This is a genomic window from Pseudomonas gessardii, assembly GCF_001983165.1.
GTDB classification, from domain to species: domain Bacteria; phylum Pseudomonadota; class Gammaproteobacteria; order Pseudomonadales; family Pseudomonadaceae; genus Aquipseudomonas; species Aquipseudomonas gessardii.
Genome location: NZ_MNPU01000055.1, coordinates 1 through 14,337 on the forward strand (window position 1 = coordinate 1; position 14,337 = coordinate 14,337).

General features: G+C 60.2%; 14 protein-coding genes and 1 pseudogene. 8 read left to right on the top strand and 7 right to left on the bottom strand.

From position 1 onward, the window contains the following. Positions 1–150: 150 nt before the first annotated feature. Positions 151–402 (bottom strand): hypothetical protein, encoded by a 252-nt coding sequence (locus BLL38_RS25535; RefSeq protein WP_076964845.1) that lies wholly within the window; start codon positions 400–402, stop codon positions 151–153. A 158-nt stretch (positions 403–560) separates the two neighbouring features. On the opposite strand from BLL38_RS25535, the gene BLL38_RS25540 reads away from it, so the two are divergent. The 4 genes from BLL38_RS25540 (at position 561) to BLL38_RS25555 (ending at position 4,285) form a co-directional block, all read left to right on the top strand. Beyond that, entirely contained in the window at positions 561–1,037 is a 477-nt protein-coding gene (locus BLL38_RS25540; RefSeq protein WP_076964813.1) for a PaaI family thioesterase, read from the top strand. Continuing rightward, positions 1,034–1,498 (top strand): PaaI family thioesterase, encoded by a 465-nt coding sequence (locus BLL38_RS25545; protein ID WP_076964814.1) that lies wholly within the window; start codon positions 1,034–1,036, stop codon positions 1,496–1,498. Before BLL38_RS25540 ends, BLL38_RS25545 begins: the two co-directional genes overlap by 4 nt. Before the next feature lie 89 nt (positions 1,499–1,587). Beyond that, a complete protein-coding gene (htpG, locus tag BLL38_RS25550; RefSeq protein WP_076964846.1) occupies positions 1,588–3,492 on the top strand; it encodes a molecular chaperone HtpG in 1,905 nt (634 codons plus the stop codon). Positions 3,493–3,556: 64 nt separating this feature from the next. After that, positions 3,557–4,285, top strand: a complete 729-nt coding sequence (locus BLL38_RS25555; RefSeq protein ID WP_076964815.1) for a dienelactone hydrolase family protein — start codon at positions 3,557–3,559, stop codon at positions 4,283–4,285. Positions 4,286–4,548: 263 nt separating this feature from the next. Here BLL38_RS25555 and BLL38_RS25560 read toward each other — a convergent pair whose 3' ends face one another. Further along, positions 4,549–5,415, bottom strand: coding sequence for a pirin family protein (locus BLL38_RS25560; RefSeq protein ID WP_076964816.1), 867 nt, complete (start codon positions 5,413–5,415; stop codon positions 4,549–4,551). A gap of 64 nt (positions 5,416–5,479) precedes the next feature. Then, complete coding sequence (locus tag BLL38_RS25565; protein ID WP_076964817.1) at positions 5,480–5,896, bottom strand: OsmC family protein; 417 nt, start codon at positions 5,894–5,896, stop codon at positions 5,480–5,482. 145 nt (positions 5,897–6,041) lie between these two features. Here BLL38_RS25565 and BLL38_RS25570 point away from each other — a divergent pair, with 145 nt between their 5' ends. The 4 genes and pseudogenes from BLL38_RS25570 to BLL38_RS32040 all read left to right on the top strand — a co-directional run bounded on the left by BLL38_RS25570 (position 6,042) and on the right by BLL38_RS32040 (position 9,343). After that, complete coding sequence (locus BLL38_RS25570; protein ID WP_076964818.1) at positions 6,042–7,046, top strand: amidohydrolase family protein; 1,005 nt, start codon at positions 6,042–6,044, stop codon at positions 7,044–7,046. Positions 7,047–7,113: 67 nt separating this feature from the next. After that, positions 7,114–7,578 (top strand): DUF3859 domain-containing protein, encoded by a 465-nt coding sequence (locus BLL38_RS25575; protein ID WP_076964819.1) that lies wholly within the window; start codon positions 7,114–7,116, stop codon positions 7,576–7,578. A 139-nt stretch (positions 7,579–7,717) separates the two neighbouring features. Then, a pseudogene (locus tag BLL38_RS32035) lies at positions 7,718–8,488 on the top strand (MCP four helix bundle domain-containing protein); the annotation flags it as partial. Next, complete coding sequence (locus BLL38_RS32040) at positions 8,480–9,343, top strand: methyl-accepting chemotaxis protein (RefSeq protein ID WP_373562148.1); 864 nt, start codon at positions 8,480–8,482, stop codon at positions 9,341–9,343. The pseudogene BLL38_RS32035 and the gene BLL38_RS32040, both read left to right, overlap by 9 nt. A gap of 167 nt (positions 9,344–9,510) precedes the next feature. On the opposite strand, the gene fabB is transcribed toward BLL38_RS32040, so the two are convergent. From fabB to BLL38_RS25600, 4 genes are all read right to left on the bottom strand, one after another. Next, positions 9,511–10,731, bottom strand: coding sequence for a beta-ketoacyl-ACP synthase I (gene fabB / locus BLL38_RS25585; RefSeq protein ID WP_076964821.1), 1,221 nt, complete (start codon positions 10,729–10,731; stop codon positions 9,511–9,513). A gap of 11 nt (positions 10,732–10,742) precedes the next feature. Beyond that, positions 10,743–11,258, bottom strand: a complete 516-nt coding sequence (gene fabA / locus BLL38_RS25590) for a 3-hydroxyacyl-[acyl-carrier-protein] dehydratase FabA (RefSeq protein ID WP_076964822.1) — start codon at positions 11,256–11,258, stop codon at positions 10,743–10,745. A gap of 248 nt (positions 11,259–11,506) precedes the next feature. Next, positions 11,507–13,408 carry an ATP-binding protein gene (locus BLL38_RS25595; RefSeq protein WP_076964823.1) on the bottom strand — a complete coding sequence of 634 codons (1,902 nt, stop codon included), beginning with the start codon at positions 13,406–13,408 and terminating at the stop codon, positions 11,507–11,509. Continuing rightward, positions 13,405–14,316: an ABC transporter substrate-binding protein gene (locus BLL38_RS25600; protein ID WP_130898272.1), complete on the bottom strand. Its 912-nt coding sequence runs from the start codon at positions 14,314–14,316 to the stop codon at positions 13,405–13,407. The genes BLL38_RS25595 and BLL38_RS25600 overlap by 4 nt, the downstream gene beginning before the upstream one ends. Positions 14,317–14,337: the final 21 nt, after the last annotated feature.

Consider the following 14,337-nt stretch of genomic DNA (forward strand, 5'->3'; position numbering starts at 1 on the left):
CCTCGGGCTGGTCTCGATACTGGATACGATAAACCGACTTAACCGTATAACCTGAACCGCCGTATACGGAACCGTACGTACGGTGGTGTGAGAGGACGGCGGATGTGAATCCGCCTCCTACTCGATCAACATGGTTTTTAAACCTTGGTATCAAGAACCGGTTGCAGGTGTAGCTGGAGCATTTTCTTTAGCGGCTGCTGCGTCAGATTCAGCTTGGGCTTTGGCGGCTTCAGCGTTTTCTTTTGCAGCATCGTTCACTTTATCCTGAGCTTCGCTCATTTTTTCTTGAGCTTGTTCAGCGTGTTGGGTTGCATCCTGAGCTTTGTCCTCGGATTTTTTATCGCAGGCAGCGAGGCCAAGGGTGGCAGCCAACATCAAGGAAACGGCGAAAGTCTTGCGCATGGGGTGTTTCTCCTTATTGAAGATATCTACTGGCCTTTCGAGCATGGGGTGCAGGCATTAGTTCCTTTAATCTCACAGATATATAGGCTGTTTCGCTAAGGAACTTTCTTCCGGGGTACTTGTTCCACCGGATCACTACTAATAAGAGTCTTTATCCAATGACCGATAGCCCCCTTTTGGAGCGTGCCGCACGTTTTGTTTCGGCCCTGCGTCACTGCCAGGTCTTGGGTATTGAGGTGCATGATGCGAGCGCGGACGGCATGACCTTGCTTTTGCCGTACAGCCCGCAGATCGTCGGCGACCCGCACACCGGGATTATCCATGGCGGTGCCCTGACTTCCCTGATGGACACGGCCTGTGGCATGGCGACCTTGTGCGTCCTGCCGGAATTTGAAGTCTGCCCCACCCTGGATTTGCGCATTGACTACATGCACCCGGCCGAGCCGCACAAGGCCGTATTTGGCTTTGCCCAATGCTATCGGGTGACCACCGATGTGATTTTCACCCGTGGCTTTGCGTATCAGGATGACCCCCAGCAGCCGATTGCCCATGTGGTGGGCACGTTCATGCGCATGGGCAAGCACCTGAAGGGCACCAAGGGCCTGGGTAGCAGTATCAAGGGAGAACAGGCATGACCCACCAATTCAAGACGCGGATGCAGCAGGCCCATCACCGGGGCGACTATAAGGCGCTGCTGGAACTGATTCCCTATGCCCGACTGATCGGCGTTGAATGCACGCGCCTGGGGGATGAGTTGCTGTTTCGCATGCCCGCCAACAAGGACAATATTGGTAACCCGATATTGCCGGCCCTCCATGGCGGTGTGATTGCCGGCTTTATGGAGCTGTCGGCGGCCTTTCATTTATGGGTGGCCACGGGCACCCCGGGAGTTGCAAAGGGCCTGCCCAAGATTGTCGATTTTTCTCTGGACTACCTGCGGGCCGGGCAGTTTCGCGACACTTACGCCACCTGCCAGGTGTGGCGCCAGGGACGGCGGGTGGCCAATGTGGCGATCACCGCCTGGCAAAGCACCCCGGCCGAGCCCATTGCCACTGCTCGCGCGCATTTCAAGATTCAAGAGCAGGGCCACCCTTGAAATCCTGGTCTTAGCCCCCAACTTTGATGACAACCCGCCGCCAACCCTCTAGGGCGCGGCCACTGCCATCCAATTGGAGTTTGATGACCATGAGTGTGGAAACTCAAAAGGAAACCCTGGGCTTCCAGACCGAGGTGAAGCAACTGCTGCACCTCATGATCCATTCGCTGTATTCCAACAAGGAAATCTTCCTTCGCGAATTGATCTCGAACGCCTCTGACGCTGTCGACAAATTACGTTTTGAAGCCCTGTCCAAGCCTGAGTTGCTGGAAGGTGGCGCAGAACTGAAAATCCGTGTGAGCTTCGACAAGGACGCCAAGACCGTCACCCTCGAAGACAACGGCATCGGCATGAGCCGCGAAGAGGCGATTACCCATTTGGGCACCATCGCCAAATCCGGCACCGCCGATTTCATGAAGAACCTGTCGGGCGACCAGAAGAAGGACTCGCACCTGATCGGCCAGTTCGGCGTGGGCTTCTACTCGGCCTTTATCGTTGCCGACAAAGTGGAAGTGTTCAGCCGCCGCGCCGGTCTCGACGCCAGCGAAGGCGTGCACTGGGCTTCCAAAGGCGAGGGCGAATTTGAAATCGCCACCGTCGACAAGGCAGACCGCGGTACGCGCATCGTGCTGCACCTCAAGTCCGGTGAAGACGAATTCGCCGATGGCTGGCGCCTGCGCAACATCATCAAGAAGTACTCCGACCATATCGCGTTGCCCATCGAACTGCCGAAAGAACAAGCGGCGGCCGAAGGCGAGGAGGCTCCTGCCCAGGAATGGGAAGTGGTCAACCGCGCCAGCGCCCTGTGGACCCGTCCGCGTACCGAGGTCAAGGACGAGGAATACCAGGAGTTCTACAAGCACATCGCCCACGACTACGAAAACCCGCTGAGCTGGAGCCACAACAAGGTCGAAGGCAAGCTGGAATACAGCTCGCTGCTGTACGTCCCGGCCCGTGCTCCGTTCGACCTGTACCAGCGTGAAGCGCCCAAAGGCCTGAAGCTGTATGTGCAGCGCGTATTCGTGATGGATCAGGCAGAGTCCTTCCTGCCTCTGTACCTGCGCTTTATCAAGGGTGTGGTCGACTCCAACGATCTGTCGCTGAACGTGTCGCGGGAAATCCTGCAGAAAGACCCGATCATCGACTCGATGAAGACGGCGCTGACCAAGCGTGTGTTGGACATGCTGGAAAAACTGGCGAAGAACGAGCCTGAGCAATACAAGGGCTTCTGGAAAAACTTCGGCCAGGTCATGAAAGAAGGCCCGGCAGAAGATTTCGCCAACAAGGAAAAAATCGCCGGCCTGCTGCGTTTTGCCTCGACTCAAGGCGAAGACGGCGAGCAGGTGGTGTCCCTGGCCGAGTACCTGGCACGCGCCAAGGAAGGCCAGGACAAGATTTACTACCTGACCGGCGAAACCTACGCCCAGGTCAAGAACAGCCCGCACCTGGAAGTCTTCCGCAAGAAAGGCATCGAAGTGCTGCTGCTCACCGACCGTATCGACGAGTGGCTGATGAGCTACCTCAACGAGTTCGACGGTAAATCCTTCGTCGACGTGGCCCGTGGTGACCTGGACCTGGGCAACCTGGATTCGGAAGAGGACAAAAAAGCCGCTGAAGAAGTGGCCAAGTCCAAAGAAGGCCTGGTTGAACGCATCAAGACCGCCCTGGGCGATGCCGTCAGCGAGGTGCGGGTTTCCCACCGCCTGACCGATTCCCCGGCGATCCTGGCCATCGGCGAGCAAGACCTGGGCATGCAAATGCGCCAGATCCTCGAAGCCAGCGGGCAGAAGGTGCCGGACTCCAAGCCGATCTTTGAATTCAACCCGGCTCACCCGTTGATCGAGAAACTCGACGGCGAGCAGAGCGAAGAGCGTTTTGGCGACCTGTCGCACATCCTCTTCGACCAGGCGGCCCTGGCCGCAGGGGACAGCTTGAAAGACCCGGCCGCCTACGTGCGCCGACTGAACAAGTTGTTGGTTGAACTGTCGGTTTAACAACGCTGCAAGAAAACCCCGCTTCGGCGGGGTTTTCGTTTGTGGATATCAACCGGAGAAAATGATGAACCAAGTCACCGTGCGTTCCGTGGTCTATCAGATTGATGGCCAGTCTTATGAAAGCCGCCTGGCCTTCGATGCCAGCCACAAGGGCCCGCTGCCGGGCTTGCTGATGGCACCGAACTGGATGGGGGTCAGCGCCAGCGCCGAAGAAATCGCCAAGACCGTGGCGGCCAAGGGCTATGTGGTGCTGATCGCCGATCTGTACGGGCAACAGGTGCGCCCATCCAATGGCGACGAAGCCGGGGCGGCGATGATGCCGTTGAAGAATGACCGTGGGTTGTTGAACACACGTATGCAGGCAGCCTTAGCGCAACTGCAAGGCCAGGCCGAAGCGGCTGTCGATACCTCGAAGCTGGCGACCTTTGGTTTCTGCTTTGGCGGTTGCTGCTCCCTGGAGCTGGCACGTACCGGTGCGCCGCTGAAGGCAGCGGTGTCGTTCCATGGCACCCTCGACACGCCCAACCCGGCGGACGCGAAGAACATCAAGGGTTCGGTACTGGTGCTGCATGGCGCTTCTGACCCATTGGTGCCCAGGGAGCAGTTGCCGGCCTTTGAGGACGAGATGAACGCGGCCGGGGTGGATTGGCAATTGCTGAGCTACGGTGGCGCGGTGCATTCGTTCACCGACCCCCATGCCAATGTGCCGGGCAAGATGATGTACGACGCCAAGACCGCAGGGCGGGCGTTCCAGGCGATGCACAATTTGTTGGATGAAGTGTTCAAGGGCTGAGTCTTCAGCGTCTGTCAGGGCCTCATCGCGGGCAAGCCCTAATGCCAGTCAGTTAAGCGGATTCTGCTTTCTGTAGGAGCGAGCTTGCTCGCGAAGGACGTCAACGATAACGCGTGTTTGCTAGGTAAACGCGGCGCTCTCAAGTTCTTCGCGAGCAAGCTCGCTCCTACAAAAAGGCTTAACTGACTGGCATTAGGGCAAGCCCGCTCCCACATGTTGATTTGTGAACACCATAAATGTGGGAGTGGGCTTGCCCGCGATAGCTATTTCAGCGGCAACTCAATTCTCCCGCTTTCCCCCGGCACCGTCGGCCAATCTCCGGCCGCCCAGCGCTGGCGCGCCTGATCGATCAACGCCGGATCGCTGGCGACAAAGTTCCAGTTGATCCGCCGAGGCCCATCCAGCCGCGCGCCGCCGAAGACCACCAGGTGGCAATCGGTCTCGGCAAACAGCGCCATGCTCTGGCCCGCCGGCAACACCACCAGGCTATGGACTTCCAAGGTGTCGCCTTCCAACTGCGCATCACCGTCGAGTACATACACCGCCCGTTCCTCATGCTCATCAGGAATCAGCAGGGTAGTGGCCGTTTGCATATGCACCTCGGCATACAGCGTCGGTGACAGCACAGGCACCGGTGATTCCAGGCAAAAGCCACTGCCGGCGATCAGGCGGATCGTCACCCCGAGGTTGTCACTGACCGGCAGGCTGGCGGCGGGGTGATGGCTGTAATGCCCCGGCCCTTGCTCGTGTGCCTTGGGCGAGGCCAGCCACACCTGCAAGCCATGCAGCTCGAAACCCTTGGCCTTGAGCGCTTGGGGTGTGCGTTCGACGTGGGCAATGGCGCTGCCGGCGGTCATCCAGCTGACGTCACCGGCCTTGACCACCTGATCAGAGCCGAGGCTGTCCTTGTGCAGGAGTTCGCCTTCAAACAAGTAGGTGAGGGTGGACAAGCCAATATGCGGATGCTGGCGGATATTCATGCCGCTGCCAGGGGCGTAGCGGGTCTGGAGCATATGGTCGAAGAACACGAAAGGTCCGACGCTGCGGCATTCCCGCGAGGGCAGGGGGCGCAGGATAGGCTGGCCCTCGACATCTTCGGCACGTGGGTGAATTACGATCACGGTAGTCATGGTGCATCCCTGTCTGAGCGGGTTCGATGGGTTTGAGCATAACCCGCCCGGCAGGAAATCGGTGTTATTGGCTGAAGGCGCCTTCCGAAAGTCGGGTCTCGATGCTGATCTCGGCAGTGGTCATCAGCTTGTGTACCGGGCACTTGTCCGCTACACGATGCAGTTCTTCGCGCTGGGCATCAGTCAGTACGCCCTTGAGGGTCAGCTTGACGTTGAGCTTATACTTGCCTTTTTGCTCCTCGGTGCTGTCGTGGGTGACCTCCACGGTCACGCCGGTCAGGGGGATGTTCTTTTTCTGTGCATACAGCTTGACGGTCAGGGCTTTGCACGAGGCCAGCGCGGCGTCGAAGTAATCGTGGGGCGAGGGTGCCGAGTCGTCGCCGCCCAGGCTCTTGGGCAGGTCGGTAAACAGTTCATGCTGATTGATGTTGACGCTATGGCGAAAATTCTCGGTGTTCAGCGTATTGACGATAACAGGCATGGCAAGCCTCACTAGACTAGATGGCAGGATGAAGGTCATGCAGTTATAGAGCATGCTGGCACTTGAGTGTTCCGCATTTTTTATCGGATGAACCCCGACAGGCCGTCGCAGGTCTACCGGACTTAATCCCTGTTGAGGTTTTATCGTGCCCTGGATCCGCCTGAGTCTTGCCCTGTTGCTCGCCGCCAGCAGCCTTACTGTACAGGCCCGCGACTATGCCTACAGCGACGCGCACCTGCATTACGTCGACTTCTTCCAGGAGACGGCCGGCATGGACAAGCTGCTCAAGGCCATGGCTGACAATCGCATTGAGCATGTGATGATTTCCGGCATCCCGGTTGCGAAGAAATGGCACGAAGACGAACCCAAGCGCCCGCGCTATTACGCCGGAGATGACGCGGATGCCTACTGGTACAGCGCCACCGATGTGATCGTCGCCGCAGCCGTGAGCAAGCTGGCCCCCGAGCAGCGTCAGTATTTGCACCCGTTCCTCAGCGGCTTCAACCCCAACGACAAGAACTCCGAGATCCATATCCAGCGCATGCTCGACCTCTATCCGGGCCTGTGGCAGGGCATTGGCGAAGTCTTCACCCGCCACGATGACCTGACCGCGCTGACCTCCGGTGACACACCACGGGCCAATAACGAGGCCATGACGGGCATCTATCACCTGGCCGCCAAGAATGACCTGCCGGTGCTGGTGCACTCCAACATCACCTCCAAGCGCGAGCGTAACCCGCTGTACCTGGCAGAGATCGAAGAGCCGCTGCGCAATCACCCGCACACCCGGTTTATCTGGGCCCATGCCGGCACCAGCATGGAGATCCACCGGCACCAGACGCAGCTGGACTTCCTGTTGCCGACCGTGAGCCGCATGCTGGAGGCCTATCCCAACCTGTACATCGACCTGTCCTGGAGCGTGCTCACGCCGTACTTGCTGGACGAGGCGGGAAAGCCCCGGCCGGAATGGCTGGCGCTGGTAGAGCGCTTCCCGGAGCGCTTTATGCTGGGGTCTGATGTGGTAGGGCGGTTCAACAAGCTGGGTAAGGAAATGCGCAGCTTCAATCCCTTCCTTGATGCCTTGCCTGAAGACGTTGCGCGAAAAGTCGCACGGGACAATTTCCTCGCGATTTTGCCCAAGGCGCGCTGATCGGGTTTGTCATCGTCCCGTCATACCGGTGTCATAAGCTCGCGCCATCTCACTCAAGGAGCCCACTATGCACCTCACCCGTTTAAGCGCCCTGGCGGCAATGATGATGATCAGCGGCTTGGCTAGCGCCGAAGTCCGTATCGAAGGCCCGGTGGAGTTCGGCGTGTTTGAAGGCCCGACAGCCCAGTTGCAGTCGGGCGAGCGCGTATTGCGCCGCAGCAACGAACAGATCCAGGCCACTACTGTGGTGCCGGCCAGGCTGGGCACCAAGTTTGGCCTGCGTTACCAGTTGCTTGGCAAGGTCGCCGAAGATACGCCACTGACCTTGCTCTACTTCACCCCCGGCATCCGCACAGCCGATGGCCAGCGGCATGACAAATTTGAAGTGACCCAGAAATTGGTGCCCGGTGCGCCCCAGGACGTGATGGCCTACGAGTTCACCGAAAGCTACGAAGTGGTGCCGGGCGAGTGGCGATTCATGGTGTTCCAGGGTGATCGCCTGCTGACACAGAAGAGCTTCACCGTGCGCTGAGCAGCGACAGCATGGGTCAGGCAGCATAAAGGCGTTTTGATATCGCGTTTTGGTATTACGCAATTTCTGTCAGACGCCGATACCTTTCAAGAGCAACCCGCTGCAGGTGGATGCAGCGCTTTTGGAAGGAACCCGAGTAATGAGTATCAGAAGTCTCAATATCGCTCCCCGTGCAGGCCTGGGTTTTGGAGTGTTGGCGTTGATGGTGTTTGTATTGGGTGGGTTCGCCTTGATGCAAATGGCCAATATGCGCGAGCAATCGGACCAAGTGGAGACCAACTGGCTGCCCAGCGTAATGGCGGCCGGCGAAATGAATCAGGACCTGCTGCGGATACGGGCCCTGACGTTGCGCGTGTTGGTCAACCGCGACCCTCAGATGGTGGCGCAGAATGAGCAGAAAATCCTCGAGATCAAAAAACAGCTGCACGCCGCGCAGTTGCTGTATGAAGCCTTGATCATCCTGCCAGAAGACCAGGTGCTGTTCGACCGTTTCAAGGTGGAGCAGCAACAGTACCTGCAACGCCAGGAGCAGGTTATGGCGCTTTCCCGGCAGAATCAGCTGGAAGACGCGATCAAGGTGGTCAACGGCGAGATGAATCATCTGGCCGATACCCTGGCCGGCACCCTGGGCGAACTGGTCACCCTCAATAAGGTCAGCGCCAACCAGGCGGCCACATTGGCCCAGCAAGTGTTCAGTCAATCGCGAATCTGGGTGATCGCCATGATTGTCATGACGGCACTGATTACCGTCGGCCTGGCCCTGCTGTTGACCCGCAGCATTGTGCTGCCGCTGGCGCAGTCGGTGAGGGTCGCCCAGGGGGTGGCCAGTGGCGATTTGACCGGCGAGATTACCGTCAGCGGCAAGGACGAGCCCGCGCGTCTGCAACAGGCACTCAAGCGCATGCAGGAAAACCTGCGGGAGACGATCCAGCGTATCTCCCAATCCTCCAGCCAATTGGCCTCTGCTTCCGAGGAGCTCAGTTCGGTCACCGAAGACGCCACCCGCGGCCTGCACCAGCAAAGCCAGGAAATCGAGCAGGCCGCCACCGCAGTCAATCAGATGACAGCCGCCGTGGAGGAGGTGGCCAGTAATGCCGTGGCCACCTCACAGGCTTCGCGCGAATCCGATCGCATTGCCCAGCAGGGGCGCGAGCAGGTGCATCAGACGGTGCTGTCGATTGAGTCCCTGGCCGACGACGTGACCGCCAATGCCTCCCAGGTCGAGGACTTGGCGCAGAAGGTATACGGCATCAGCAAGGTGTTGGATGTGATCCGCTCGATTGCCGAACAAACCAACCTGCTGGCGCTCAATGCGGCCATCGAAGCTGCGCGGGCCGGCGAAGCCGGGCGTGGTTTTGCGGTGGTGGCCGATGAAGTGCGGGCCCTGGCCCATCGCACCCAGCAATCGACCGAGGAAATCGAGCAGATGATTGGCGGGATCCAGCAGGGTACTGATCAGGCGGTCAACTCGATGCAGCAAAGCAACAGTCGCGCACGGGCGACCTTGGGCATTGCCAAGTCGGCAGGCACTGCGCTGGAGGCAATTGCCTCGGCGTTTACCCTGATCAACGAGCGCAACCTGGTGATCGCCAGCGCCTCGGAGCAGCAGGCGGCGGTGGCGCGGGAGGTGGATCGCAACCTGATGAACATTCGTGAGCTGGCGATGCAGACGTCGGCGGGAGCTAATCAGACCAGCGCGGCGAGTCATGAGTTGTCGCGGTTGGCGGTGGATTTGAACACCATGGTGGCGCGGTTTTCGGTGTAGGGCTTTAGACCGAGTCGCCTTCATCGCGGGCAAGCCCCACATTTGAATGCGACCCAATGTGGGAGCGGGCTTGCCCGCGATGAAGGCGACTCGGTCTACTGGTAAACCCGGTCAAAAAAAACGCCCCGAACCAGTCGGGGCGTTTTCACATGATCAACCTGCGGGGCTTACTTGCCCTGCCAGCGCTTCAGTACCAAGGTGGCATTGGTGCCACCGAAGCCGAAGCTGTTGCTCATGACCGTGTTGATGGTGGCATCTTCACGGGTCTTGGTCAGGATCGGCATATCAGCCACTGCGGGGTCCAGCTCTTCGATGTTGGCGGAGCCGGCCATGAAGTTGCCTTCCATCATCAGCAGGCAGTAGATCGCTTCGTGAACGCCGGCGGCGCCCAGGGAGTGACCCGACAGGCTCTTGGTAGAGCTGATGGCCGGAGCCTTGTCGCCGAATACCGCGCGCACGCCTTCCATTTCCTTGGCATCGCCCACCGGAGTGGAGGTGCCATGGGTGTTCAGGTAATCGATAGGCGTATCCACAGTGGCCATGGCCATCTGCATGCAACGGATGGCACCTTCGCCGCTTGGCGCAACCATGTCGTAGCCGTCGGAAGTAGCGCCGTAGCCGACGATTTCCGCATAGATCTTCGCGCCACGGGCCAGGGCGTGTTCCAGCTCCTCGACCACCACCATGCCGCCACCGCCGGCGATGACGAAACCGTCACGCTTGGCGTCGTAGGCACGGGAGGCTTTTTCCGGGGTTTCGTTGTACTGGGTGGACAGCGCGCCCATGGCGTCGAACAGGAACGATTGGCTCCAATGCTCTTCTTCACCGCCACCGGCAAACACGATGTCTTGCTTGCCCAACTGGATCTGCTCGACCGCGGTCCCAATGCAGTGGGCACTGGTGGCGCAGGCGGAGGAGATCGAGTAGTTCACGCCCTTGATCTGGAATGGCGTGGCCAGGCATGCGGAAACGGTGCTGCCCATGGTCCGCGTGACGCGGTACGGGCCAACGCGCTTGACGCCTTTCTCGCGCAGGATGTCCAGCGCTTCCATCTGGTTCAAGGTCGACGCGCCGCCGGAGCCGGCGATCAGGCCGGTGCGTACGTTGGACACCTGGTCGTCGCTCAGGCCGGAGTCGGCGATTGCGTCTTTCATGGCCAGGTAGGCATAAGCGGCGGCGTGGCCGACGAAGCGATAGATCTTGCGATCGATCAGCTCTTCGAGGGGGAGGTCGATGGAGCCGGAAACCTGGCTACGCAGACCCATTTCGGCATATTCCGGGTTGAAGCGGATGCCAGGGCGACTTGCACGCAGGTTAGCGGAGACGGTCTCTTTGTCATTGCCCAGGCACGAAACGATGCCCAGACCAGTGATAACGACGCGGCGCATGCGGATAACCCTTAAAAGTTGTCAGTGGAAGTGAACACGCCGACGCGAAGGCCTTCGGCGGTATAGATCTCGCGACCGTCGACGCTCACCGAACCATCGGCGATGGCCAGGTTCAGCTTGCCCTTGAGGACGCGCTTGATTTGAATGTTGTAGGTGACTTTCTTGGCGGTCGGCAGGACCTGGCCAAAGAACTTCACTTCGCCCGAACCCAGGGCACGACCGCGACCTGGCAGGCCTTGCCAGCCGAGGAAGAAGCCGACCAGTTGCCACATGGCATCAAGGCCCAGGCAGCCCGGCATCACCGGATCGCCTTCAAAATGGCAGGCGAAGAACCACAGGTCCGGGGTGATATCCAGCTCGGCGACCAATTCACCTTTGCCGTACTTGCCACCCGCTTCGCTGATATGGGTGATGCGATCCACCATCAGCATGTTCGGGGCGGGCAGTTGCGCGTTACCTGGGCCGAACAGCTCACCGCGACTGCAGCGCAGCAGGTCTTCCCGGGTAAAGGCGTTTTGTTTGGTCATGCGAGCTCCTCAATAATCCCATGCGGCAGGGCCGGGTAAATCTTCCCGACCGACTGAAGCGTGCTTGCCTCACGTCGGCAGCCTACAGGTAGACTATTGCGTTGTAGTGAAAGTCACAGCATCAAGGACATGAATGTACACTTGTGCACTGAAATTTTAAACCGGACTCATTTATAGGCCCGCTCGGGTGCCTAAGACTGCCGCACTTTCGTCTTTCACGCCAGTCGGAGTTGGCTGATGCTGCCCATCTAATGCACCCAGCGCTGTAGGATTTGCTGCAAATCCGTGCGTTTGAACGGCTTGGCCAGGTAATCGTTCATTCCGGCGGCCAGGCACGCCTCCCGATCGCCCTGTAGCGCATTGGCCGTGAGGGCAATGATCGGCAGATCGGCGCAGCCGGGTAACTGGCGGATCTGGCGGGTGGCTTCATAACCGTCGATCACCGGCAGCCGGCAATCCATCAGGATCGCCGTGAAAATCAGGCTTTCGGCACTGCGAATCGCCTCGGCACCGTCGGTGGCGATGCTCACCTCGAACCCCAGGCTGCGCAACATGGCTTCGACCACGGTGCGGTTGACCGGGTTGTCCTCCACCAGCAACACATTGCGGCCTTCACCGGCGCTGGCCTTGTGCAGGGTGTCCGGGGCGATCTGCGGCAGGCTCTGCTGGTAGATCGCCAGGGGGATTTCCAGGGTGAACACCGAGCCCAGGCCTTCTTCGCTGTGGGCGCGCAAGGTGCCCCCCATGCGTTCGGCCAGGGTGCGGGCAATCGGCAGGCCCAGGCCGGTGCCGCCGTAACGCCTGGAGATCGAGCTGTCCGCCTGTTGAAAGGCGTCGAACATCAGCTCCAGGCGCTCGGCCGAGATGCCAATCCCGGTGTCGCGCACGGTGCAGGTGAACCACAGCAGTTCATGGTCCAGGGTTTGCCAATGGGGCTCGATGCTGACCGTGCCCTGCTCGGTGAACTTCAGCGCATTGCCGATCAGGTTCACCAGGATCTGCCGGATCCGCGTCGGGTCGCCCTGTACGCGCAACGTGTCCATGCCCGCTGGGATCGACAGCTCCAGGACCAGCCCGCGCTGTATGGCACTGTGCTGGAAGGCCTGGGCGCTGCTGTTGATCAGGTCCACCAGGTTGAACGGAATATGTTCAAGCTCCAGGGCCGCGCGTTCAATCCGCGAGAAGTCGAGGATATCGTTGATGACCTTGAGCAGGTGCTCGGTGGATTCCGAGGCCAGTGCGGCGTACTCGGTCTGCTCTTCGGTCATGTCCGTGGTTTCGAGCAATTGCAGCATGCCCAGCACGCCATTCATCGGGGTGCGCAGTTCATGGCTCATCATCGCCAGGAAGTCAGACTTGGCGTTGTTGGCGCGCTCGGCTTCCTCCCGTGTCTGGATCAACTGCGCCATGGCTTGCTGTTGTTCGCGGCTGGCGTGGTGCAGGCCTTCGGCCAGGTTGTTGATATGGCGGGACAGGTCGCCCAGTTCGGAGTCATCGACAATCGGCAGCGGGGTCTTGTAGTCACCCTGCTGGATCGCCTTGACGGCATGGCCCATGGCGCTGATCGGTTGCGACAGGCTGGCGGCCAGGCGTCGTGCCAGCAGGAAGGTAAAGAGCAGGGCAAACAGCGCCAGGATCCCGGCCTTGAAGAGGATTTCCTGTTGGCGCTGGCTGAAAGCATCATTGGACATGCCGACGATCACCCGGCCCAGATAGTCGGCCCGTGGCGCCTTGGGCTGCGCGGTGCTGTCCTGGAAGAAGTCGTTGCCCAGCTGGATATGCTGCAGGCGGATCGGCGCCTGGAAAATTTTCACCGACAGCGAGCGGTCGTGTTTTTCCGACGGCTGCTCGACATACACCAGGATGTTTTCCGCGCTGTCCTGGATTTCCAGGAAGCGCACATGGGGCGTGGCCAGGGTTGCCCGCAGCAGGCTGTCGAGCACATCGTTGTTGCCGGAGATCACCCCGTACTCGGTGGCCGGGGCCAGTTGGTTGGCGATCAGTTGGCCGGTGTGGTCCAGTTCCTGGCGCAGGTCCTGGATCCGCACGAAGGTAAAGAAGCTGATCAGCAGCAACGTCAGCAACAGGGCCGGGCCCAGGGTGATGATCTGGGTGCGGGTATTGATATCCCAGCGGCGACGCAAGGTCATGGCTGTTTCTCCCCTTCGGCCAATCGGGTCGCGACGGCGCTCTCGTCCACCTGTTCGATCCCCAGCGAGCGCGCCACTTGTGGGTTGCCCACGACTTTGAAGTGTTCCGGGTACAGCGCGCGCGGCCAGCCGGCTGGCGGGTGATCGAGCAGGCGGTCAAGCACATCCAGCCAGTCGGCCTGGTCGCTGTAGGTGCTGGCCAGGCTGCCGGCCCGCACGAAGCCGGCGTTGGGCCCGATCAGCGGCAACTGCCTGGCGTAGCTGCTCAACAGCAGGTTTTTCACGGTCTTCGGGTTGTACAGCTGGGGATCATCCAGCCCCAGCAACACATCGCTGTTTTTGAACAGGCTCAGCAGAGGGCGGCTGTCATTGATGTTGCCCCAGTGCTGGGCGACGATTTCCAGGCCCAGGGCCGTCGCACGCTGGCGCAGCTCTGGCAGCAGGAATTGGCTGTCGCTGCCATAGAGCACGCCAATGCGCCGAGCCTGGGGCAGGATATTGGCGATCAGGCGCAACTGCCGGTCCAGGGGCGGGTCGCTCCACAGCAGGCTGATCTTGCCGGGCACATGGTTGCCCAGGCGCTCGCGGGCTTGCAGGCGGCTGATGCGCAACACCAGGGTGGCCGGGCCCTGGGTGTCCTGCAGGCGCCAGTCGAGGCTGGGCAGGTCCAGCAGGATCAAGCGGGTACTGGCCGGCAGTTGGCCGGGGGCCGGCATGTCTTGCAGGGCCTTGAAGCTGACGCTATCGGCAGGGCGCTGTTGTTGCAGGGCCTGGGTAAAGGCCTGCACACCGGGACCATCCTGGGCGGCGGTCAGCAGGATGTCGGCGCTCCACGCGGGCATGGCCAAGGCCAGGCTGGCGAGCAGCAGGCAGCGGCGCCAGAACCTGGTGGCAAAGAGGGCGGTCATCCTTGACTGGGCAGGGTTCAT